General features: G+C 43.4%; 16 protein-coding genes. All 16 read right to left on the bottom strand.

The window, feature by feature from the left end; translation table 11 throughout:
* Positions 1–172: 172 nt before the first annotated feature.
* Positions 173–1354 (bottom strand): FecR domain-containing protein, encoded by a 1182-nt coding sequence (locus DC498_RS08585; RefSeq protein ID WP_116873741.1) that lies wholly within the window; start codon positions 1352–1354, stop codon positions 173–175.
* 95 nt (positions 1355–1449) lie between these two features.
* Positions 1450–2040 carry an RNA polymerase sigma factor gene (locus DC498_RS08580; protein ID WP_165813797.1) on the bottom strand — a complete coding sequence of 197 codons (591 nt, stop codon included), beginning with the start codon at positions 2038–2040 and terminating at the stop codon, positions 1450–1452.
* Positions 2041–2099: 59 nt separating this feature from the next.
* On the bottom strand, positions 2100–4073 hold the full coding sequence (locus DC498_RS08575) for a sialate O-acetylesterase (RefSeq protein WP_116873739.1): 1974 nt from the start codon (positions 4071–4073) through the stop codon (positions 2100–2102).
* 237 nt (positions 4074–4310) lie between these two features.
* Complete coding sequence (locus DC498_RS08570; protein ID WP_133176801.1) at positions 4311–4511, bottom strand: hypothetical protein; 201 nt, start codon at positions 4509–4511, stop codon at positions 4311–4313.
* Positions 4512–4648: 137 nt separating this feature from the next.
* Positions 4649–5854 (bottom strand): beta-galactosidase, encoded by a 1206-nt coding sequence (locus tag DC498_RS08565; RefSeq protein WP_116873737.1) that lies wholly within the window; start codon positions 5852–5854, stop codon positions 4649–4651.
* Between the two features lie 250 nt (positions 5855–6104).
* Positions 6105–7925, bottom strand: coding sequence for a RagB/SusD family nutrient uptake outer membrane protein (locus tag DC498_RS08560; RefSeq protein WP_116873879.1), 1821 nt, complete (start codon positions 7923–7925; stop codon positions 6105–6107).
* 19 nt (positions 7926–7944) lie between these two features.
* On the bottom strand, positions 7945–11493 hold the full coding sequence (locus DC498_RS08555; protein ID WP_116873736.1) for a TonB-dependent receptor: 3549 nt from the start codon (positions 11491–11493) through the stop codon (positions 7945–7947).
* 223 nt (positions 11494–11716) lie between these two features.
* Positions 11717–12895 carry a FecR family protein gene (locus tag DC498_RS08550; protein WP_165813796.1) on the bottom strand — a complete coding sequence of 393 codons (1179 nt, stop codon included), beginning with the start codon at positions 12893–12895 and terminating at the stop codon, positions 11717–11719.
* Positions 12896–13039: 144 nt separating this feature from the next.
* Positions 13040–13630, bottom strand: coding sequence for an RNA polymerase sigma factor (locus DC498_RS08545; protein WP_116873734.1), 591 nt, complete (start codon positions 13628–13630; stop codon positions 13040–13042).
* Between the two features lie 265 nt (positions 13631–13895).
* A complete protein-coding gene (locus DC498_RS08540; RefSeq protein ID WP_240627931.1) occupies positions 13896–15740 on the bottom strand; it encodes a neutral/alkaline non-lysosomal ceramidase N-terminal domain-containing protein in 1845 nt (614 codons plus the stop codon).
* Positions 15741–15885: 145 nt separating this feature from the next.
* Positions 15886–18921, bottom strand: coding sequence for a PVC-type heme-binding CxxCH protein (locus DC498_RS08535; RefSeq protein ID WP_116873732.1), 3036 nt, complete (start codon positions 18919–18921; stop codon positions 15886–15888).
* Positions 18922–18938: 17 nt separating this feature from the next.
* The gene (locus DC498_RS08530) at positions 18939–19763 is read right to left on the bottom strand and encodes a polysaccharide deacetylase family protein (RefSeq protein WP_116873731.1); all 825 of its coding nucleotides are present in this window, start codon (positions 19761–19763) and stop codon (positions 18939–18941) included.
* 442 nt (positions 19764–20205) lie between these two features.
* Positions 20206–20895, bottom strand: a complete 690-nt coding sequence (locus DC498_RS08525; RefSeq protein ID WP_206197560.1) for an endonuclease/exonuclease/phosphatase family protein — start codon at positions 20893–20895, stop codon at positions 20206–20208.
* A gap of 122 nt (positions 20896–21017) precedes the next feature.
* Positions 21018–21233: a hypothetical protein gene (locus DC498_RS25985; RefSeq protein ID WP_133176800.1), complete on the bottom strand. Its 216-nt coding sequence runs from the start codon at positions 21231–21233 to the stop codon at positions 21018–21020.
* 87 nt (positions 21234–21320) lie between these two features.
* On the bottom strand, positions 21321–22469 hold the full coding sequence (locus DC498_RS08520) for an AAA family ATPase (protein WP_116873729.1): 1149 nt from the start codon (positions 22467–22469) through the stop codon (positions 21321–21323).
* 60 nt (positions 22470–22529) lie between these two features.
* On the bottom strand, positions 22530–23018 hold the full coding sequence (locus DC498_RS08515) for a ribonuclease H-like YkuK family protein (RefSeq protein WP_116873728.1): 489 nt from the start codon (positions 23016–23018) through the stop codon (positions 22530–22532).
* Positions 23019–23035: the final 17 nt, after the last annotated feature.

Genomic DNA, 23035 nt, shown 5'->3' with positions numbered 1-23035 from the left:
CGGGATCCGGACAGGCAAGCCCCCGGCATTACAAAGAGCCTTGAAATGCATAACTTTGTTTGGTTTGGTTAATGAATAAGCGATCTTACACGATTGTTATAATTGAATTAATCTAAACTCCGGCCAGAGGTGGTAGTGACACTTCTGGCTTTTTTATTCAGATTACCTTTTTTTACAGAACAATGATTTTACCATTCTCGAACCTGGAATATATTCCATACTGCTCAAGCGCATTCAGCACATCCAACAGGTTTACCTCGCGATTGATGAGTCCCCCGAACCTGCCCTCCGGTACCTTGTTTTTATACACCACCTGCACATCATACCATCTTGCTATCTGGCGCATCAATGATGCCAGGTCAGTGCCTTTCATCCTGAAATATCCTTCTTTCCACGACATTACCTGTTCCAGGTTAACAGCATCTGCCATGTCTATCCTGCCTGACTTCACTATTGCCTGCTCTCCCGGCTTTACTATAGCAGCCTGCTGATTATTGGTTACGCGGATAGCGCCCTGCAGGAGCGTGATCTTCATATCGGCTTCATCATCATAAGCATTTACGTTAAATCGCGTTCCCAATACTTTTATATCGGTGTTTTCTTTACTCACTATAAATGGTTTTGATGCGTTGTGCGCTACTTCAAAATATGCTTCCCCTTCTATTGAAACTTTTCTTTCGTTACCTGTAAAAGCAACAGGGTAGGTAAGGGAAGATCCGGCGTTCAGCCATACCCGGCTGCCATCAGCCAATGTGATATCAATTATTTTACTGCCGCGGGGGTTTAAAAGTGTATTATAGCTTACCTCGCCTGATGAAGTGCCGGTTGCTTCATAAGCGATCTTACCATCCGCCAGCTTTACCAATTGTATACTTCCCAGCATGGTTAGCGAGCCGTTGGCGGCACTGTCCAAGTAAACCTTTTGCCCGTTCGCAAGCAGGATCATTGCACGGTTGGTTTCCGGAGCTTCTACATCACCGGCGTGTGAAGCCTTCACTATTTCCTGTGAAACAGGCTGTTTTTTGTTAAACAGCAAAAAGTAACCGCTCAGGCCAATTATGAATGATACAGCGGCGGCAACAGCCAACCGGCGCCGGGTAGATATCCCCGCACTCACCGGCAGGCGGCGTACCGGCGCTTCTTTTTGTACTATCTGTTTAAAAATAAAATCAGCATCTTCTGCAGGCATGTCTTTATCCCGGGGTAACTCATCATAAAACTCATCAAGCGTCTGGGCTATCCTGCTTTTCAGCAAAGGGTCAAGCCAAAGCTGAAACAGCTCCGTTTCTTCAGCATCAGTCAGGCCTTGCTGCATATACCGCCGGAATAGTTCATCAAAGCGTTGCTCTTTCATACATTATCTGTCTAAAAACAGGCACACAAACTTGCCTGCCTGAATACTTTAGACAAACCGGGATGCATCCAGGGGGCCATTGGCGAAAAATAAATTCAGGAAAAATAAATAACAAGCGCGAGCGAGATTGCGGCATCCATGCGATGCTCCAGGAATATCCGGATGGAACGAAGCGCCAGCTTCATATATTTTTTAGAGGTCAGTACAGATATATCTAGCTGTTCGGCAATAGCTTCGTGGCAAAGCCCCTGCTGACGGTGAAGCATATATACTTTTTGCTGCTGTGACGGAAGCTGGTTCACAGCAGCCTGTAATAAAACAGCATATTCCCGGTCGGCAGCATCATTTTCGGTAAAGCAATTATTGATTTCAGGTGTTGGTATATAGTTAATGCCCAATTTTTCCATTGCCCTGGCACGCATATAATTAATAGCGGTATTGCGGGCAATGGTGCGCAGCCACGAATTGAAATAATCAATCTTCCTCAGTTGCTCACGCTTCTCCCATATTTTCATAAACACATCCTGCACCAGCTCCTGTGCCAGGTTTTCGGATTTGGTAAGGAATAAACCTGAAGCGTATATTTTTTTACGATAATGATCATACAATATTCTGAAAGCAACTTCATTGCCTTCTGCTACCCGGAGCAACAGGTCTTTCTCATTATGAAGGGATATCTGTTCCAAAGCACTCAATCGCTATGCAACAGTGAAATTATTAAAAAAACATCAGAAACTATTTTGTACTATTTAAACCGGGCTTCTTCGGTGATGCCTTTCCAGGTATCTGTACGGAAGGGCGCAGCAGGTAACCCTTCTTTATTAAACAAGTTGGCTTCCATATTGTCATCAGCCCAGCCATAATGCACCGCTACAGGATCGGCAACAGCATCGCTCCAGACAATCACTTTATCATCACGTATTTCCGCTTTAGCCCAATGAAATATCCTGTCGGCGCCAGCCACTTCAAAACCATCCAGGTACCCATATTTATTATGAGCTTCCAAACCGCTGCCGGTGTTGCTAAAGCTGAGCGTTATTTTGTTCCCTTCTTTTTGCATGGACTGGTAGCGCGGTCCCTCCGCAATCACATTTTGTCCGTATGCCATCTGCAGCGCCTCAAGCGCCAGCCTTCTTCCCACTTCCTGCTTATTGGTGGGATGAATATCTTTTGGATTGCCCACATCGTGTATAACCGCCATTCCGGTTTTAGGAGAAGCCTGGAGCGTAAGATCCTGCGCTTCCCGAAGCTCAGCCCAACTGCTTCCTTTGGCGCTGTTGCCACCTGCGGCATCAAAGCTGGCCAATTGTACAAATAAGAAGGGGAAGGTTTCCTTCCAGCGGTCGCGCCAGTCCTTAATCATTAGTGGAAAAGACTTGCGGTACTGGTAAGCGCGGCCCGCATTGGATTCGCCCTGGTACCAGATAACGCCCTGCATAGCGTAAGGAATGAGCGGAGCGATCATGGTATTATACAATAGAGTGCCTGCATCATTAGGCCCGGCAAACTGTTTATTGTCAACCGAAGATTCTATCCTGTGCTTCCAGGTTCCGGCAAGCGATTGCTCATAAGTGTTCCGGCTGATCTTCATGTCTTCCGGCTTACCAGTAAAGCCGCTTCTTCCACCCGGGTCTTCAATACGAACAGCAATCCTGTTTTTTTGTGTACGAAGCTGAGAGGGTTCGAGTATATAAATTCGTTCTGTTGAAGTTTTAATAGCAGTGCTTCCTATCTTAACACCATTAACGTATGTATCATCTAAACCATCAATGGTACCGAGCGAAAGTGCCAGGTGCTGTCCGGAAAGAGAATCAGGTAGGTCAAACTCACGACGAAACCATACCGCTCCATCATGAAGTATGAAATTACCACGGTCGAAGTGACGAGGTAACTCAATCGTTTTCCAGTTGCTGTCGTCAAAAGAAGCAGACGACCAGGACTGCACTTCAGCAGGTGTGGGTAATCCACCCTGCGACTCGTTAATGGCATTGCCAAGCTTTACTTTACGTTTCGCGCCAAGCTCTTCTATAGATGAAGGCATCGTATTTACCACATTCGAAAACGCGCTAAAGCTTTTCATTGCTTCTTTGCTGATCCAGGTTTCCACAATAGTACCACCCCACGAGGTGTTAATTAATCCAACAGGAACGCCTAGCTGACGATACAATTCCCTTGCAAAAAAATAACCTGCCGCGGTAAAACCTCCCACGTTTTCCGGAGTGGCGGGCTTCCATTTCCCCCCTCGCAAATCGTCCTGGGGTGTCAGGCTGATTTCCCGTGGCACTTCAAAATGGCGGATCAACGGGTAATCGGCCGCAGCTATTTCTTCTTTTGCATTATCAGATCTATTAACAGTCCATTGCATATTAGACTGACCCGAACATATCCAAACTTCACCGATCAATACATCGCTAAGGGTGATGGTATTTTTTTTCCCTTTTACTATTAATTTGTAAGGACCGCCTTCCTTCTCCGCATCGAGGCGGAGCATCCATTTACCGTCTTTCCCTGCTTTTACCGTTTTTATTTTACCGGAAATTCCATTACCTGTCAGCTCAACTGTTACTTTCTCACCGGCATCAGCCCAACCCCAAACAGGTATAGGCTTATAGCGCTGAAGCACCATGTGCTCATTAAAAATTTTTGGCAGATGAACATCTGCATACACCTGGCAAGCAAAAAGAAGGGCCGGAGGGAAAAGGGATAATGAGAACTTCATAAAATTGATATAAAAGATGAATGAATAGAATATTACTCAGGGTTTTGGCAAGTATATTATTGTATCCTAAAGAGCCTTGGGAAAAAATCTACAATAATTTAATGGTTTTATGCAACATCCTCTTCAGGGCAAACAGGTTTTGACAATAAAGAATGAAACAGTTGATTGCACAAAACAGATACCTCTGGCTCTTTAAGACATATATAAAGTTGCATTAAATCTTATGGAATAATTAAGCTATTCCTCGTTTTTAAATGCTTGTAAAGTTTTTACAGGATCCTCTTTCATAAATCCCATTGCCTGGGCACGAAATTGATCCGGGAAAATAAAAAGCAGGTTAGACTTTTTTATATCTTTCTTTGGATAATCTCCTAAAAAGAGGGTGGATAAAATTCCCACTACCAAAAAGACATGATTGAGCGGGAAAAATATATTCATTGTGCTGTGCTTTTTAGTGTTTAAAAAAATCAGATATATCATTTACTTACAACCATTGTACATTTTCATACCGTGTATCCAGGATCTTTTATTATTCCTTGGGGTGAAGTTTGGACGTTGAAGAGTACACGCCAACGTTATTTGCTGATCCTGAAAACAGCTATATCCCCAGGCGCTATTAACAATGCAAATGACCTGCTTTTTAACTCCGGTTTATAGATGTCTTTAAATACTCTTTCCAGTTTTCCATTTCCTTTAATGTACAGTTTCATGGGCTGTTTAAAACCCCTGTTTACAATGATGGCATAATGTTGTTTGTCGTTTTCGATCAGGGATACAATGGCGCCTTCTCCTTTCGTTCTTATTTTCTTTATTCCTTTCGGAGGTTCAATAAGACGTTGTGTACCGGCAGGAATATTTTCACCGGTATGCTCAACTGAAATAACTTTAGAGGACAGGAAAATACCCGAAAGACTTTGGATTTCCCGGTTTACTGTTTTGATCATTTCATATACATCTGTTCTTTTGTTATTATCATCTATAGGACCATGATGGTATACGTATTGAGATTTGTTTCTGGGAGTCCAGTAGGTAAAATATTGTATTCCCTGTGCACCATAGGCAAGGTTGGCAAATACCTGCAATCTTATTTCTGCCAGCGTTGGAACCGGGTATAAACCATGCGCCACGCTTAGGGCAAAAGCCCATAAAGGCTTATTGTTTTTTTGAACTGTTTTAGCCACCATTTCCAGGTTCGCAAACCATTCCTTCCGCAAGTGCCGCTCTCCTTTAGTTTCAATTACAGGGTAGTGATCGAATGACAATACCGGGGGAGCTACCATTGCTATATATTCATCTAAGTATTGCTGGTAAGTATCAGTTCCCAATTGTGCCGGCAGAGCGTAATTGGGGAAAAGATTGATGTAACAGGCATGCTGACTATCTATAGCATGTATGCTTTTCATCCATTTACCCAGGTAGGGGAAATCTTTTGCGGATGGTTCGTCTTTTAGAAAATATCCTGCTGTGGCAGGATGATGCATAAAACGCCTTACTGTATTTTCAGTAGCTGTTTGCAATTCCGGGCAACGTACAACCAATTGTACACGGGCTTTTGCTGCCATGTCCAGCATCTTTGCCATAGAGTCTATCGAAGTACTTCGTGTAAGGCTGATAGTGAGTCCTGCATTTTTCATTTCTTCATAACGGGCTACACTTGCCTCATGGGGAGGTACTCCGCCCCATGCAAAAATGGGTATTTTTGTGGTATCCGCTGTGCCGGCATGTAACTTTATAGCAGTTATTAGATAAAATAAACAGCTTATCAGGAGGTTGAGTCTCATTACTGATGATTTGAATATAAAGAGTTAAAATATTAAGATTGGCTTGAGTCAGTTGCATTTTTTAAACCGGGGCTGACCAAAAAAGTCGTCATTGCGAACGAAGTGAAGCAATCCCAAATACTTAATCCGTAATCGTTCAATGGGATTGCTTCGGTCAGCTCTCCCTCGCAATGATGTTCAGCGACCTTTTTGGTCAGCCCCGCTCTTTGCGATTTCCTTTGCGCCTCTGCGTGAAAACACTTTCACTAATCTATTTCCAATTCGGATTTTGTACAAGGCTGTTATTCAATACAAGTTGATCTGCCGGTAATGGATACAGATAATAGTAGTCCAGCCAGCCTAACGGCATAGTGTTGTACTCCACATATCCCTCCGTACCACCGCCGGATATGGTCAGTTTATTTCCATATTGGGTATTGTCTACCCATAAACCTGTTTGTTGTTTATTCAGGTAATTTCCTTTTTTCCAACGGCGCAGATCATTGAAACGAAATCCTTCTCCCATCAGCTCTACGCGCCGTTCGCGACGTATTTCCCATAAAACAGCTTCTATCTCTATATCCCGGTTAAGGTCAAAAGAACCATCTATATTGGCAATTATCATATCGGGCATCTTCACTCTCCTGCGAAGTTTGTTTATAGTCTGGTCGGCTATTGCCTGGTCAAATTCACCCAGTTCATAGCTTGCTTCAGCGTAATTCAATAGCGCTTCCTCTACGCGGAATATCGGGGCATCGGTGGTGTTAACAAAACCGGAAGCATCGGTAGTGGAATTATAAAATTTGTAGAAATAGTATCCCAACTGTGATACTACAAATCCCTGCCCTTCATTGAACTTCCTGAAGTGAGGGGAGGTTCTCAGTACGTTTCCGGCCCATTGCAAATAAGGAAGCCTTTTATTGCCGGGTGATGAAATAGCAGTCATGGTATCTATGTATTCTCTCTCTGCTGCATTATCTGTATGTTTCCAGAAAATGGTGTTTTGTGAAGTGACTACATTGCCCGTTGCATCGGTAGTAGTGAAAACCCGGTAGGGAGGCAAAACGGTAAGGTATAACCTCCGGTCGCGATGCCTGAATTCATCATACATAGTATGATCCCCTTCATACAGACTGCTTGTGCTGACTGGTTTGCCATCCCTGCACAAATAACTTTCAACAGCATCTTTTGATACATCAAAATACCACTCTGAAGTACGTAGGTAACGTTGTATTCCATGAAGGTTTTGCCCGGCTGCATAAGAACGGTACAAAATAATACCGGCTTTTCCGGCCAGGTCTTCCGAGTTGAAAATCTGGTCATAGTCTGACAAAAGTGTTGGAAAATCCGAAGCAATCTTAGCAGAGGCAGTAACAGAAGCCCGCAGGTACGGCTCTGCATTACCCAGTCCATGATATTTTCTCCAGGTGCCTTCAAACAATCCAAACCTGGAGATCAGCATTCTTACTACATGCACATTAACGGTATTGGTACCATCGCCTTTCGGATTAATATGTGTTTCTGCCCATAAAAGATTGTCGAGAATGTTTTGAGCCACTACATCTCTAGGAGTACGCGATGCATATAATATATCCTGATCATTGTCTTTTACTACATGCTCCAACCATGGTACGTCGCCAAATTTGGAAAGCAACTGCATATACCTGGCGCTCCGGAAAACATACCCTACACTTCTCCAATGATCTTTTTCTGCGGGCGACATAACAGACTGATCTATATTGTCGAGCATAATATTCACCCGCCTTATAAAAGAAAAATCCCAGTCACCTCCTGAAGAGGGGATTGTTACGAGCTGATAAGCCCATTGGTTGGAATTGAGGGAAGCATTGTAGCAAAGATTATCTGAATTGGCTTCCTCAAAAAGAAAAGTGGCTGTATTCAGGATAGGACCCTGCCCGTAACCATCAAAAAAATCATACAACCCCCAGGTGTATGTTTTGAAATTCTCATACGTTTTAAATGAAGTAGCCTCTGTTTGCTGATCTAAAGGAACCTTATTCAAAAAATCTTTATTGCAGGATGCCATCAGCACAACAGCGAACAATAATATATAAAAACGGTTTTGTTGCATAATGTTAAGCTTTAAAAAATCAAAAGTTAAGATTGAGTCCAATGCTCATTTTCTGCATAAGAGGATATTGCGCACCATAACCCTGATCGCTGAGTTCGGGATCCACTCCCTTGGGCAAATGCTTTTTAGTAAGCAGATCGTCTCCGCTCACAAAAAACCTCATGGAATTTATTTTAGCCCTTGACATCCATTGAAGGGGAAGACTATAGCCCAACGTGATATTTTTTATGCGCATATAGGCCCCGTTTTGAAGGAACCGTGTCTGCACGAGTTTGTTATAGCTGCTGTTGCCGCCCCCTAAATTATAGATGCGCCCGTAATAGGCGTCGGTATTGTCAATAGTCCAGTAATCGAGCAGGTTGCTATACAATGTGCCATAGTTGGAGGCATAGGGAAAAGTGAGGTCATTTGCAATAAATACATCTCTTTTGCCAATACCCTGTATAAAGATCGAAACATCAAACCCCTGCCAGGCGGCACGTGCTGAAAAGCCATATTGGTACCGGCGATTGGTATTACCGATGATCCTTCTGTCGCCGGGATTATCTACCGTATTGTCTCCCGTAAATATTTTCCCGTCTTTATCAAGATCTTTAAATTTAATATCTCCCGGGTTGGGGTTTTGCCCCTGGTACTTAATTACTCCTTCAAGCAGTTTTCCTCCCAGGAGATTGCTGTTCAAACTACCTTCTTCAAAATCCCCAACGGTATAGAATCCATCTGTTTCATACCCCCATATTTCCCCTATTTGCTGGCCTACATAATATTGCGTGAGAAGATGGGTTGCATTAATATCGTATTTGGTAATAAATGCCTTGTTATCGGAAAGCGTAACTCCGAACTGATAATTCACCTTGCCTATCTGATCTTTCCACGCAGCCTGTAACCCCCAGCCGGTAGATTTCAGATCGGCTGTATTTTGAAGAGGGGTACTGGCACCCAATACCGCAGGCAGTTGTGCACCAGGAATCAGCATGCCTGTTGTGGTGCGTTTAAATAGATCGAAGCTGCCGGTAAACCTGTTACTGAATAGTCCGAGATCAACCCCGAAATTCCTGGTGGTTACTTTTTCCCATGTAAAGTCGCCACTGATCAATCCCGGAGCATCTAATGTAAGATACCTAACCCCTGAAACATCTGCCCAATTGGAAGTAGGCCGGGTTTTCATTCCGGAATAATACAGGTAATTGCCGATAGACTGATTGCCCACATTACCATAGCTTGCTCTAAATTTCAGATCAGACAGAATGGGTTTGAGTACCTTTATAAATGCCTCGTCTGATATCCGCCAGCCGGCTGATACCGAAGGGAAAAATCCCCATCTTCTTCCTTCAGGAAATTTGGAGGAGCCATCATACCTGCCTGTGGTTTCCAGCAAATATTTTCCTTTATAAGCGTAATTGAACCTGTAAAAATATCCCTGTACCGCGTATTCAGAAAATCCGTCAAAACCATTACCATCCGGTTGAATAATGCCGGTTCCGCCATCTAAATATGGCAGATTAGGGTTGATCATGTTCGACATCTGGGCATTCAGCAATTCAAAATAGGAGCTTTCCTGATTAAAGCCGGCAACCAATGTAAACAGGTGATCATCCAGTTTTCTTTCGTAGTTGCCGTATATGTTCAGTGCGCGGTAATCTGTAAAGTCGTTGTATTTATAATATTTTGCCTTATCAGCCGTAACGGTTGGGGTGGGAACAAAACTGGTTAATGTAATTACATCAAATGGCCTGTCATAGCTGGTGTTTACACTATTTGTTTTATCATAGGTGTATTCACCCACCACGTTAAATCCTTTAAATATATTTAGTGTTACTTTACCAGACAGCCTTATATTATCCAACCTGTTATTGCTCACTGCTGCATTCTCAATCAGGTTCTTTGGCGTGGCGTAAGGCACATATGCTCCATCAATAAGAGAATCTCCTGTAAGGCTGTAAGAAGGCAATACAGATGCCAGTCCAAATATGCCGAACGCATATCCCGTATAGGGGAAATGTTTATTGGCATTGGAGTACATGGTACTCAACTGCGCATTTGCCCAGGGGGTAATCTGAGAATTGATGAAGCCGGTGAGGTTGTATCGCTTGTAGCTGTCCTTATTGGTGATCAGTATACCATCTTCATTGGTAAAAGCGCCCGCAATTCTGTAGGAAGTTTTTTCTGTTCCGCCGCTTATTGCCAGGTTATGCGTTTGCTGAAAAGCGTTTTTAGAAACCATTTCGCCCCATATATCGTTCTCCCGTAAAGGATAGATAACGCCGTTTTGAACGGTATATCCTGATCCGTATTGAGACGGGTTTTGAGCGTAATCATTTAATAAGCTTAACCACTCGTCTACATTCTGCCCGGTTCCCGGTGCAAAGTTCATGTCTTTAAAAGATTGAACGGTTTGAAGCGGAGTAGCTTTTTGAGGCACTTCCAGCGGACGGCTGAAGACAATATTATTAGAATAATCAATCGTTGTTTTCCTGGCTCCCGACTTGTTTTTACTGGTAAGTAGGATAACTCCCCATGCCGATCTGGCGCCATATATTGCAGCCGATCCTGCATCTTTTAAAACCGTTACAGTTTCAATATCATTCGGGTTAATCAAAGACAGTGAGGCCACGGGTACATTATCAAGCAGGATGAGCGGGGATCCGTTTGAGCCGGAACCTATGCTTGTGGTGCCCCTTATGTTCAGTCCTGTGGAAGCTCCCGGTTCACCTGATGAATAGGTGATCTGCAGATCGGGTATAACACCTTGCAGCAACTGCGCTATATTGGTAGTAGCCCTGCTGCCTGCTACTTCTTTCATATTTACGGTATTCACGGCACCTGTTACATTGATCTTTTTTTGCTTACCATATCCTACCACCACCACATCACTTAAATTGGAAACCAACTCCTCCAATATTATCTCAAATACAGTCCTGCCTCCCGCCTTTACCGTTTGTTCTGTATATCCCACAAAAGAAAAAGCCAGTTCCACCTTATTGACTGATGGTACATATAGCTGAAACCGTCCGTCTCTATTGGTGGTAGTGCCCATTTGAGTGCCCTTAACCGTTACACTTACGCCTTCCAGTGGCTTTCCTTTTCCATCTCTCACTACACCTGTTATTTCTCTCGATAAGTCTTCTGAAATCGTTTCCTCCTGTATTGTAGTTTTCTTTTTGTTGATGCCTGCTGATGTAATAAAAATGGTTTTACCCTGTATGTTGTATTGCAGCGGCTGCCCTTTTAATGTTTCCTTAAGAGCTGTTATAAGAGGTGTATTTGTGAAAGCAACGGAAACAGCCGGTAAACCCTTGATATCTTCCTCGCGGTAGAAGAATACATATCCTGTTTGTTTTTTGATAATAACAAAAACTTTCTCCAGGCTCACAGACTCTGCAGCATAAGTGACCGTCTGCGCATTGGATTTCGCTGACACCTGCAAGATAGTAGCAAGCAGTAAAGCAGTCGTTAGCTTCATAACTAACAGTATCCCGCGTAACCCTGCGGGGCAGGTTTTGGTAAAGATCTCTGCTGCGCCCAATTCAAAAGAAACGGAGGGCCCGTGAAGAGATTTAATTTGCATACTTTTACATTGTTTAGGTTAAATAATAAGCAGTCATGCCCGTTAATCATTAGCCTGAATAAAGCCGGGTAAGGGTCCAATCTTCTCCCGGTTTTTATTTTCAGCCAAAGTTTTTATTTAGTGTATCGCTGTTTTCCCTGGTACTATGTTAATCGTGAAACGAAGTCAAACGTGAAAATCTCACGTCTTACCTTTCACGTCTCACGTTTGACATAGCATTAGCCTATTCCGGCAAAACGGTGATCCTGTTCCCCCCTTCCATTGTAAAATGAATTCTCGTTGCCGTCAGCCCCTTCAATACCTGCGACAGGCTCAGGTCTCTTGAAATCTCTCCCTTGAACTTCCCTTCCGGTACTTCGCCTCTGTAGTGCACGTCCAGGTCGTACCAGCGTGCCAGTTGCCGCATCACATCCTGTATACCCGCCCTGTCAAATACAAACAAGCCGTTCTTCCATGCCATTACCTGTTCTACGTCTGTATTGCTGATGATTTTTATTCCTGATGTGATCTGTGCCTGCTGGCCCGGTTGCAGCATACTTTCTTTTTTACCATGCTTTATTTTTACTGAGCCCTGCAGCAGCGTGATCCTGGCATCGCTCTCATCATCATATGCATTTATATTGAACCGGGTACCCAATACCTGCACCTGCAGGTCTCCTTTGCTTACAGTGAATGGCTTTGTCCTATCATGCGCCACTTCAAAATAGGCCTCACCGGTAATGGATACTTTTCTTTCATTGCCGATAAATGCAACCGGGTAGGTGACGGATGAACCTGCATTCAGCCAAACCTGGCTGCCGTCAGACAAAGTCATATTAATGACTTTACTGCCCCGTGGGTTAGTAAGTGTATTATAGATCAACTCTTTGGCTGAACCACGATAGGCTATCTGGCCATCACCCAGCCTGATCACCTGTATATTGCCCTGCACCGCAAGTGTTCCATTAACGGCGCTATCTAAATACACGGTTTTGCCACCAGCCATTGTAATGGTTGCCCGGTTGGTTTGAGGTGATGTTATATCTGCAGGAAGTTCAGAAACTTTTACTATTTCAGCAGGCTTCCGGGGCTTATGAGAAATTGCATAATATGCTCCTGCTCCAATAGCGATCACAATTGCAGCTGCCGCTGCAATGCTTCTCCACTTGGTTCTTTTGCCGATTGATACCAGCTTATTATTACGCTCCGGGGCTTTCGCAAATATTTTTTGCATCAGCTCACCGGCTTTAACGTCTGTAATATCTTCGTCTTCCCCAGTCTGCTGCCAGGCATCTTTAATGACCTGCTTCAACTCGTCCTGTAAGCCAGTCTCCAGCGCCATTCCCATTAACTCCTTTTTTTCTTCAGGCGAAATGTTGTTATCAAGAAAGCGCTTGAATAATTCTTTTAATCTGTTCGACATAAAGCGGGTGTTACGAATAGTAAGAGTAAAAAAAGAGGAGATAGGAGAAGATGAAATCAATTTTTTTGAGCGATAGGCTTTGGGCGATGAGCTTGGAGCTGCAAACCGATGGCTCATAGCTGACTGCTGATAGCTGACACCTCATCACAAGTAGAGCCGATGAATAACAAACAGCGCAACTGCATACAGGCTATAGTTCTGCCGGATCTCTTCCCGGAGAAAAGCCAGAGCATCAACCATGTGCTTTTTAACTGTGGAGATAGAAACATTGAGCCTGCTGGCAATTTCTTCCTGTTTCAAGCCATCCTCCCGGCTCAGCAAAAAGACTTTGCGCTGTTGGGGAGTGAGCTGGTCAACCAGGCGCTGAATATAAGCTGTTACTTCTTTCGACAATAGTTCCTGTACAGGATTACATGTATCTCTATTCTCCTGCTTGCTCAGATGATCAAGGAGTAAGGTTTCTTTTGCCAGCCGACGGAATCCGTGGTAGGCATAATTATGAGCCATCCGGTGCAGATAGGCATTAATATTCCCGATAGCAGGAAGGGTTTCGCGGATAGACCAAAGCTTTAGAAAAATCTCCTGAATGGTATCCTCGGCAATTTCACTTGATCCTGTTGTTTTAAAAATATAGCTGAACAGTTTTCTGCGATATGCCTGGAACAATTCCCTGAATGCAGGTTCGCTTCCTGATGCGATCTCCAGCAGCAATTCCTGTTCTCTGTTTGCAAGCATTGGGGCAATGAAAGATTTTGAGGTTTGAAATTATGGAAAATTAACGATTATCCGTGATTGAGGGTCGTATTCCAAATTACCCGGCAAATGCGCAGCAACATATAGGAGATAGTCCTATTTATTTCAACTTTAGATTCAATTATGGTTTTGCTTTGTCGGCCAAAGGTTATTCATTATTTCTACCATCTTTTGTACCGCTTTGCTCCCTGGCCGGATCTGGACGCCATGACCTGCAAAGAGAAAATAACCCGGTTGTTCTTTCCTTTTAGTACCCTGTATCTACAGGCACCAAAATTATTTTCCGCAGATCCAGCAGCGCTTTTTTCGGATCAAAATTTTTACCGGGCTTAAATGTAAGTTTTTGTTTACCGGGTTTTAATTCCAGCTTTCCTATTACGGCTGTAGTAAAGGTTTCCCAGGAGCTGCTTTTTCCCACATTACCTGTTATTGTACCTGTACTGCTCTCAAGTTTAAAGGGTTGCCCTGAATGATCGTCGGCTACAGACCACTCGAGGATCACCGTATATGTTTTTGCCGCATTAATACTGATCTCCCATCCCACCTTATCTTTTTGCATAAACCATCCGAATGCACTCCATTCCGGCATATACTTGATATCCGGTCCGATAGCTTTACCTTTTTCCGCAGATAATATAAATACACCCGCTTCATCCGGTTCAATCAATGCAGGCCTGTTTAGTGACGTACGCTCAGCAGACAGCTTATCTTTTAAATCGCCCTGCAGGTAATTTAACACTGCATGCTTTACATCCTGCTCTGCAGCCTGCGTATACGGGCAAACAATCTCCACTTCATAGCCGCCGTGTTTAAACTCATTGGCTGCAGGCAAATATCCCAGCCAGCCGTTCGTGTAGCCGTAATAGAAAGTATAAGCATAGGGAGAGTGGTCGCGTATTTCGTTGGATATCTCGCAGAACAATTCCACCGGCAGGCTCCAGATAGCAATATCATCATTGATCTTTAAAAACCGGGCAGGTAGTTTTATTAAATGTTTATCCTTACCAATACTGCGGGTATAATTTCCCAGGTCGGATGGCCAGTCCAGGTTTTCTTTTCTTGGAGTTTCGATGATCGTTTTACCCGCAAACAATCGTACCTTATCTGTAGTGGCAGTGATCTGCCTGTTAGCCTCCAGTATCTTATCGCCCAGCAATACCCTGAATTGTGACAAATGTGCCGAAGACGGATTGGGATAAGTGCTGTATATCGGGGCAAGGTTTCCTGCAGCCCCATTTATAAAAAGCATCGGTGCTCCTGTTTGTTCTTCAACATATTCCGATACGATCCCCGGCACATCTGCGCTGATCTGAAGGTTGGGCGCCCCTAATGCAGTGCCGTGAATGGCGTAATTGGAAAGTAATACCAGTGGTGTTCCGTCTTCTTTATCTATCCTGATAATACCAATCCTCCTGTCAACCGGGCCATCGGGGTTCATACCCAAAGATGCCTTTCCGTTTACATCAATTCCCCGCCTGTTGATATTGGCATTGGAATGTCCCCAGCCCACGCCGAGCTTTGCCTTTACCAGTTGTTTTCTTGCCTGCTCAACTCCTTGTATCAATCGTTGCCCAACAAAAGAGGTATAGGCAGTGTCTACCGGGTGCTTATATCTTTCTCCCATAAATACTTCGGGTAAACCGGGTACGCCTACTTCGGGTGCGGAGTGAGTATGGGTAAGCGACCACCAGAAATTTTCAGAAGCAATACCAAACCTGCGTAGCAGCAGCGATGCAATATGATCGTATTCTGACGGAGAGGTCACGCAGATATCAGATGATACAAGCACGAACTGCGTGATGCCGTCATCCAGCACCACGATGCGGTGGTAGATACGATCATGCACCCCGGTAGACTGCCGCGCATTATAGCCCAGCAGCATCTTAGGCTCATCAGGCGTAATATCAATTTTAACAACAGCAGCACGAAAAATAGCGGCATGATTTAATCCGGGCATGTTTGCGAATGAATTAGAAAAGCCCGGAGATATTATGAAGCAACATGCAATGATCAGTACGATCACATCTATAATGCGGGTGAACTTATAGTGGATTGTCGAAAGGAGAAGAATCCCATTTTCCGATAATTTCATATACGCTGTTTTAGTCCTTTAAACTTTTTATAAAATGAAGTTGTCTTTTTCTTTTAGCCGGTTTCACGCGGTGCACGCAACGGAGCGGCGCACACAGCGAAACTCCCTTCGAACTTTGCTCCGCTGCGCGCTCTGCGTGAAACCCCTAATTTTGCCGCAAAAAAGCGATGAGATCTGCCATTTGCTCTTTGCTTATATTTTTTTCCAAACCTCCGGGCATAGCCGAAATACTAAGCGATTTCAATGATTTAATATCCTGCCGGCTGATCGTCTTTTCAAAATTTCCCATGTTTTTAATAGTGATGGCCGAGGCGGTTTCCGCAGCAATGATACCTTGCAGCGATTCACCGTTGTTTAATATAATTTCCCAGAGATCATATCCCGCCATGATGGAAAGATTGGGATCAAGAATATTTGCCAGGATATCCTCCTTCTTCCAGTTATGAATGGTGCCAAGATCGGGGCCGAAGGCAACACCATATTGTCCTCTTACCTGGTGGCATACCGCGCAGCTCTGCATATATACAGCTTTCCCTTTTTCTGCATCTCCTTTTACATCAAGAGCTGCCTGGTACTCTTTCGCTATCCTTTTGGCTTCTTCCGCATTTTTGGAGAATACATCTCTGGCACGCTCACGAAGTGTGTCATCGGCCACCTGCATCAGTGCAATGCCGGTCCAGAAGCTTACACTGTTGGTAGATATCTTATTTTGTTCCATTGCTGTAATCAATATATTCATCCTGTCAATATCACTCATGAATACGCGAACTGCCGCATCTCTTATTTCTTTGGTTAACCCCGGCCATTGTTCCACCAAAAATTCGCTTACAGCAGTAGAGGGTACCAGGTTCAGCACCCTGAGTGCCGCTAATTTCACAGCCGGCTGCTCCTGTGGCGTCAGTAATCCCTGCAGCATGGATTGATATTCGGGCGGATTACCAAATGCAAGGAAGTCAATGGCATCAGCTCTTTTCACATCTGAAATGCTGGTGTCCTGCGCAACAGATGCAGCCTTTGCAACTGCCGGCAGGCGTAATGCATCATCTGAAATTTTTGAGGCCTGCAAAAATTGCAGCACCGATTTTCGTAACCCGTCTGAAGGGCTGTCGAAAAAAGTTTTCAGCAAGAGCTGCTGATCAGCTCTGCTGATGGATAAATTATTTTTACGGTTGCGTAACCCCTGCGCCAGTCCTCTAAGCATTGATGTCTGCGATTGCCGTTCACCTGCTGACCGGGGCACAATAGCGTGCTGGATATGCTGATGAACCACTGCATCATCTGAGGTAGCGGCAATCATTTCCGCAAGCCGCTCCACCATTGAACCGTAGGCTGGCACACCGGCTTTGTATTTTGCCAGCACCAGGTTAAGCAGCGCATTAGCATCCAGCGGGAAAGCAGAAAGGGCGGCAACCTGGAACCACTTGTTTTCCATGTCGCCGAACAGCAGGTTGTTACGCACCTCAGACGCAGCGGCTGAATGTATATATCCCAATGTGAGCAGCAGTTGAAAACGCACTTTTATATCTTCATCATTTTTTAAAGCTGTTAGAGCAGTCCCCAATGCAGGATCATCCCTTAAATGCAGCTCAGCCAGTTTAACAGCATTCTCTCTTATCCCGGCAACACTGTCTTTTAATGCCTTTTTGATCAGTGAGGGTTGAAGTGCATTCATTCCCTCCAATGTCCACAAGGCATGCAGCCTGCCCATGACGTTGCTGCCGGAAGCCATCTCCTCTAATACAGGCACTGTATTTTTATCTGCCCTGTTCACCAATAATCTTTGTGCATTGATGCGCCACCAGCCATTCGGATTCGCAAGCTCTTTTGCGAGTTGATCGCCGGATGCATCACCTAATTCCAACCCTTGCATCCAGTCTGCTTTTTTACCGTCAACAGGTGTAATGCGATAGATGCGCCCCTTATCAATACCATCATATAAATTACCTGCTTTAATCGCTTCTTCCGACATCCATTCCGGGGATTCAATTACCCTGCGGTAATAGTCCAGAATATACAAAGCGCCATCGGGACCAACATACATATTTACCGGGCGCGACCAGGCGTCGGTGGAACTAAAAAATTCTTTATTGGGAAATACACGGCCCGCAGCATAACTCACACCACTATCCCTGAGCACATCCACATGCACCAGGTTGCTTACCGGCTCGGAAATAAAGGTGGCATTGTTATAGGGCGCCGGAAAATCATCCGCAAGATATGCGGTAAGCCCACTCCCGGAGGTCATTGTACCCATATCGGTAAATATCTGCCGGTCGGGGTTAGTGGTGGTAGGGAAAACTTCCGGGGCATCTAAATGATCAGACATGTTTTGTACGGGATCTGTGGGAGGAAGCTGCGGATTTCGGGTAAGGTAACGCTCTGCAATGATCTCCTGGTAGCCCTGGTTGGAATTGTTGCAGCCCAGCCAGTGCCCCCACTGATCGAATGTATGACCGAACTGGCAACGGCTTGCCAGCTCTTCCAGGTGAAACTGATGTGGACGGAAGCGAACTGATTTTCCGCCCGCATTTTGTGGCAGGCGCACCGCATCCGGCTTTGAAGGATAATAAATTTCAGTTCCTTCATCGCCAAATTCCTTCACATAGTCTCTTGACTTCACAACGCCTTCATGCGCCGCATATATCCAGTTGTCAAGCCCATACACCGGGTTGTTTAAATTATGCTGGGGATTGGTCAATGCAAAGCCTGTTAATACAGTATCCATAATATCCGCTTTGCCATCGCCATCTGAATCTTCCAGGTAATAAATATCAGGGGAGTCAGTTACTAAAAAGCCTTTCTTCCAGCGCAAAATGCCGGTAGGTAATATCAACCCTTCTTTAAACAGTGTTCGCTTATCCATAATACCATCTCCATTGGTATCGCTCAGCATTACAATATTACCGCTGCCGCTTTTATCCAGCGGGTAACCATGCATTTCAACTACGTACAACCTGCCATATTCATCTATCTCCATATCTACAGGAGAAGCGATCAGAGGCTCCGAAACGATCATTTCTATCTTAAAACCCTCTGCCACCTGCATGGTTGCCAGTGCATCTTTAGCTGCTATACCACCACCGGATAAACCTGGCGATGATTTTTTTTGATTACAGCTTACTGCGGCCAGCATTAGTGCAGCAATAAAATAGCAGGTGTACGGTTTGAATAAATAAATCATAATCTAAATCCTAAAAATTAATTTGATGTTGCTCTTTGCTCCTTAACATACCGGGCAATTTCACCCATAGGTGCAATCCATATTCCATTTGCCGGATCCTGCGCATACGCAATCAGTTTTTTTAACATCTCCACCCTCGTAGTTTGATTACCGGACTCCCCGATTTCATGCCCGGCTAATATTATCCACGAACCACTTTTTTTGGAGCTCTCAATTAAGGGCAATAGCTGATCAAAGTCTTTTCCATCCATCTCCATTCCGGTTAGTTGAGCAAAATCACAGAAGGATGGATCATTAGGCGTTTCATTAAGCCAGCCCCGCCCGGCATCAAATAGTTTTGCTATCAGCGGAATATAACTCTTTGTTTTAACGCCCCTGCCAATATAAGTTGACCCGCAGGGATAGGCAAAAACTGTTGCCTTTACTCTCAGTAAATGCTCCAGTTGGCGGTTAGTCTCAACCAGTTCTTCCCGCATTTTTTTAAGAGTATAATTTTCCAGCGCATTTTGCTTTGACCAGGAAAAATTACCCGAGCAGGGATGATTTAAAGTATGATTACCGAGCTCATGCCCGTTGGCCGCAACCTGTTTCCATTTATCTATTCTTTTTTCCACATTAGATGGCACCAGTACAAAAGTGGCTTTTACTCCATATTGATCAAGCAGCGGCGTACCAACATCCACCTGGCTCAAACGGGCATCGTCAAAGCTGAGTGATATTGCAGCTTTTATTCCTCTGGGCCATTGAAATGCGCTTTGCTGGGCATTAACTGCGGATACGCCCGGTAATAATGCACTCAAAATTATTAAGTGCTTAAATGATCTTTTAAGTATTGTAATCATAACAGGTAGTTTATATATTGATGTTCTGCTATTCTAAACTTTTACATTAGTTTAGTCAATATAAATAAAGACTGAAAATATTCCAATATACTGCCGGGCAGATCTCTGATTTTATGCTACAGTTGTATGCAGGGAATTCCCTCCATAACTCCTCCAGGGGTTGTTTCGGCTATTTGGTACAAGGTTCGGATTTCTATCTATGGCTGATTGAGGAATCGGAAATACCCAATTTCTGTTAGCATGGCATGTTCTTTTCCATCAGAAGCGGGGATTATCTCATAAACTAATTTTATTTAACCCATTCAATATTAATTTACCTACAATGGTGCGTCATTGGCGCCATTGCAGGCACGTTATATACCTTAAATCATTCATGGGGTCAATCTAAATATAATTCATATACAAGCTGCACATGTTTTTATATATGATGTTTTAGCCTTTCTCATTTTAAAATAATTTGAGCGCAGAACGGTAAATGATCAGAATAATGTACCAGTGGCGCCGAAACTTTTTTCATCCGTTTCAATATCCCGGGGCTTACCAATATATAATCAATCTTTTTAACCGGTACATCATCCGGGAAAGTATGAACACCGGCTGTATCGGTTGTTTGCAGATGTTGCTGCAGTAACTGTATTTCCTCTATATCGGGTGTGGCGTTTAAATCGCCGGTAAAAATTACCGGTAAATTATTTCCTGAAAGATAATAAAGCGTTTCATTTACCTGCGAAGCTCTTGTTGCCTTATCAAAGGCGGAAAAATGCGCTGTTGCAAAAAGTATATCTTTCTTTTTTATTTGTATAACGGCAAACAGCATGGAAACAGATTCCCCGTTAGGTCCTGCTTTCAAAAGTTTCAATATTTTAGGCACTACATTTTTTACCGGGTATTTTGAAAGTATACCAACCCCGTAAGCGCCGCCCTGGTAGGGAAAATGTCTTACAAAAGCATAATACATACCCGTTATTTCTGCAAGCCGCTTCATTTGATCCACTTTTCCCGACCGCGTGCATATACTGTCTACTTCCTGCAGTCCAACAATATCCGGGTTTTGTTGCTTAATAAAATAACCCATTTCATCTAAGGTATTCTTTTCATTTTTATCAGCCCCGTGGTGAATATTGTAAGACATGATGCGGAGCGTTTGCGATTGAGCATTTAAAAATGATAAGATGAATATAACTGTACAAACACAAAATTGTATTCCTTTCATAATTATGATTTGAAACAAAAATCTAACAGCCAGGTTACCACTTACTTCATCTCTACAACAGCACTAACAGGCAAATGATCTGAAAGATTCACTTTATAAGTAGAGGATTCAATACTCCTCCATTTATTTTGTGGATAGCAAAAAATATAATCAATAGTACTCCGGGGAGCATCAGCAGGCACAGTTGGCTCAAGATTGGACACTATTTTCCATGCGCTCATTCTCTTCTTTAAAAAGGGCTCCTGATAAACCGTCATAACATTATCAAAATATGAAACTCATTGAAAGATACTAAACAAAATAAAAAAGGCCGGCATTATATAGTTGCCGGCCACATATCCTGTTTAATTCGCTGAGTTTTGTTGTCTGAAGCCAATTGAATGAACACCTGTTTCCGGTGCATTTAAAATATGCTGATTCACTATTTCTGCAATAGTCATCGGCACATAGATAGCCGTATCAAAACCTAAATGATTCGATAACTGCTGTGCTTTTTGCATACTCAGCTTACCAAATTCGTACCTCGCTATCATTCTTCTCTTACGCATCAAAGCATTATCAATCAGGTTCAGGTTACTGTTAAAGGTGCAAATGATCTGTACATTTAAACAGTCGCTCAGTAAACCATCGCTCAGGTTAAGCAGGTTCGAAACAGAGGAGCCGCTGTTTACTTTACGATCCATCATAATGTTTTCCGCATCTTCTATCACCAGCACCGCGTTCGGATTATCAATCAGCAGATCAATAAATTCCGGGTTCATTAAATTACCTGCAACTGATGGCGATAAGAACAATACTTTTTTCTTCAGCGAACCTACGAGATGACGCAGGTATGTTGTTTTACCTGTGCCGGGCATACCATGCAAAAGAACAATTCCTTTATCGTTTTCTGTATTCAGCCGCTCTCTTATCAGCGCATCCACCGGAATAAAATCATCATTATAATGTATACTCAAATCCAGCACGGTTGGTTTTAAAGGCAGAGGCTTCAGCTCCAATCCGCCATTGTTGAGTGTAATAATATTGATTTCAAAATCCTGTTGCTTGCCGGGTATTTTATATTCAGCAAGCACCTTCAGCAGGTTATCAGCAAAATGATATTTTTTATTTGTATGTAATATTTCCACGTATTGTCCGGCCAGTTCAATCAGCACTTTGCTGTTCAACACAAAAATGGTTTTGTTAAACTGCTGCATATTTTCTGTCCGGTTAAAAAAGCAGCTTTGATAAATATCCACAATGCTATCGCCCAGATTATCCTGTATGTAAGCATATGCCCTGTTAACATCTATTTCGTCAATATATGTTATGCTGGGCACGCGCCTGAACCTGAACATATAAAATGCTTTTGCTTCAAGATACTGGTGATCGAAAATTGAAACATTTCTTTTTCCAAAAAATCCGGCAAAAAAACTTTGCAGCCTGCATTTAAGAGTAGTATTGTTGAACAATACCACAAGCGTTATTACAATTAATATTGATAAAGTAGTCATATCTGTATTTTTAATCCATTTAAACCTTCCACCGCAGCGGTGGAAGGTTTAAGTAGGATATTATTGCACTATCCTGTTTGCGCAGCTTGAGCTGGCAAAAGCGTGAGGTTTTGCTTTAAAAGCGAACCCCATTCCCATAATATAGCCCATCGCTTCCTTTAAAGCGTCGTTGCTTTTAAAGTTGGGATTGGTATTGATGTCAACATGCACTTCCATATCTACACTGTATCTTGAAAAAATATTGCACAGTGCATAAGCCACGTCAATGCTTTTTCCCACTTCAACAAGCATTCTTTGTTTTATACTCATTTTTTGCCGGGTAATTTCGTTGAGTATATACATAAATCCACCCTTGCCCTTGCGGATAAACACAATTACAGTTGCGAATTCGGTTATCTTTCCTTTAACCTGGCTATCAGTACCAATGCATACTTTCAGGTCATGACCGGCCGCTCTTTCACGCATTAATACATTAGTTATTTCTTCTGCAATCGGAATTCTTATCCTTTCGCCATTCAGTTTCCGCCATTGCTGTTGTACCTGTTCCATTGGTTATTGTTTTAAAA

This window comes from Terrimonas sp. (assembly GCF_003075435.1).
Classification (GTDB): Bacteria; Bacteroidota; Bacteroidia; order Chitinophagales; family Chitinophagaceae; genus Agriterribacter.
Note: the sequence above shows the minus strand (reverse complement) of the source record. Positions and strands in the feature narration are given on the sequence as shown.

What these genes read in the sequence shown, in the direction of transcription:
- DC498_RS08555 (WP_116873736.1), bottom strand. Translation starts at nt 11,493, where the DNA reads ATGCAAATTAAATCTCTTCACGGGCCCTCCGTTTCTTTTGAATTGGGC.
- DC498_RS08585 (WP_116873741.1), bottom strand. Translation starts at nt 1,354, where the DNA reads ATGAAAGAGCAACGCTTTGATGAACTATTCCGGCGGTATATGCAGCAA.
- DC498_RS08525 (WP_206197560.1), bottom strand. Translation starts at nt 20,895, where the DNA reads ATGTCTTACAATATTCACCACGGGGCTGATAAAAATGAAAAGAATACC.
- DC498_RS08540 (WP_240627931.1), bottom strand. Translation starts at nt 15,740, where the DNA reads ATGAAATTATCGGAAAATGGGATTCTTCTCCTTTCGACAATCCACTAT.
- DC498_RS08545 (WP_116873734.1), bottom strand. Translation starts at nt 13,630, where the DNA reads ATGCTTGCAAACAGAGAACAGGAATTGCTGCTGGAGATCGCATCAGGA.
- DC498_RS08530 (WP_116873731.1), bottom strand. Translation starts at nt 19,763, where the DNA reads ATGATTACAATACTTAAAAGATCATTTAAGCACTTAATAATTTTGAGT.
- DC498_RS08575 (WP_116873739.1), bottom strand. Translation starts at nt 4,073, where the DNA reads ATGAAGTTCTCATTATCCCTTTTCCCTCCGGCCCTTCTTTTTGCTTGC.
- DC498_RS08570 (WP_133176801.1), bottom strand. Translation starts at nt 4,511, where the DNA reads ATGAATATATTTTTCCCGCTCAATCATGTCTTTTTGGTAGTGGGAATT.
- DC498_RS08550 (WP_165813796.1), bottom strand. Translation starts at nt 12,895, where the DNA reads ATGTCGAACAGATTAAAAGAATTATTCAAGCGCTTTCTTGATAACAAC.
- DC498_RS08515 (WP_116873728.1), bottom strand. Translation starts at nt 23,018, where the DNA reads ATGGAACAGGTACAACAGCAATGGCGGAAACTGAATGGCGAAAGGATA.
- DC498_RS08535 (WP_116873732.1), bottom strand. Translation starts at nt 18,921, where the DNA reads ATGATTTATTTATTCAAACCGTACACCTGCTATTTTATTGCTGCACTA.
- DC498_RS25985 (WP_133176800.1), bottom strand. Translation starts at nt 21,233, where the DNA reads ATGACGGTTTATCAGGAGCCCTTTTTAAAGAAGAGAATGAGCGCATGG.
- DC498_RS08520 (WP_116873729.1), bottom strand. Translation starts at nt 22,469, where the DNA reads ATGACTACTTTATCAATATTAATTGTAATAACGCTTGTGGTATTGTTC.
- DC498_RS08560 (WP_116873879.1), bottom strand. Translation starts at nt 7,925, where the DNA reads ATGCAACAAAACCGTTTTTATATATTATTGTTCGCTGTTGTGCTGATG.
- DC498_RS08565 (WP_116873737.1), bottom strand. Translation starts at nt 5,854, where the DNA reads ATGAGACTCAACCTCCTGATAAGCTGTTTATTTTATCTAATAACTGCT.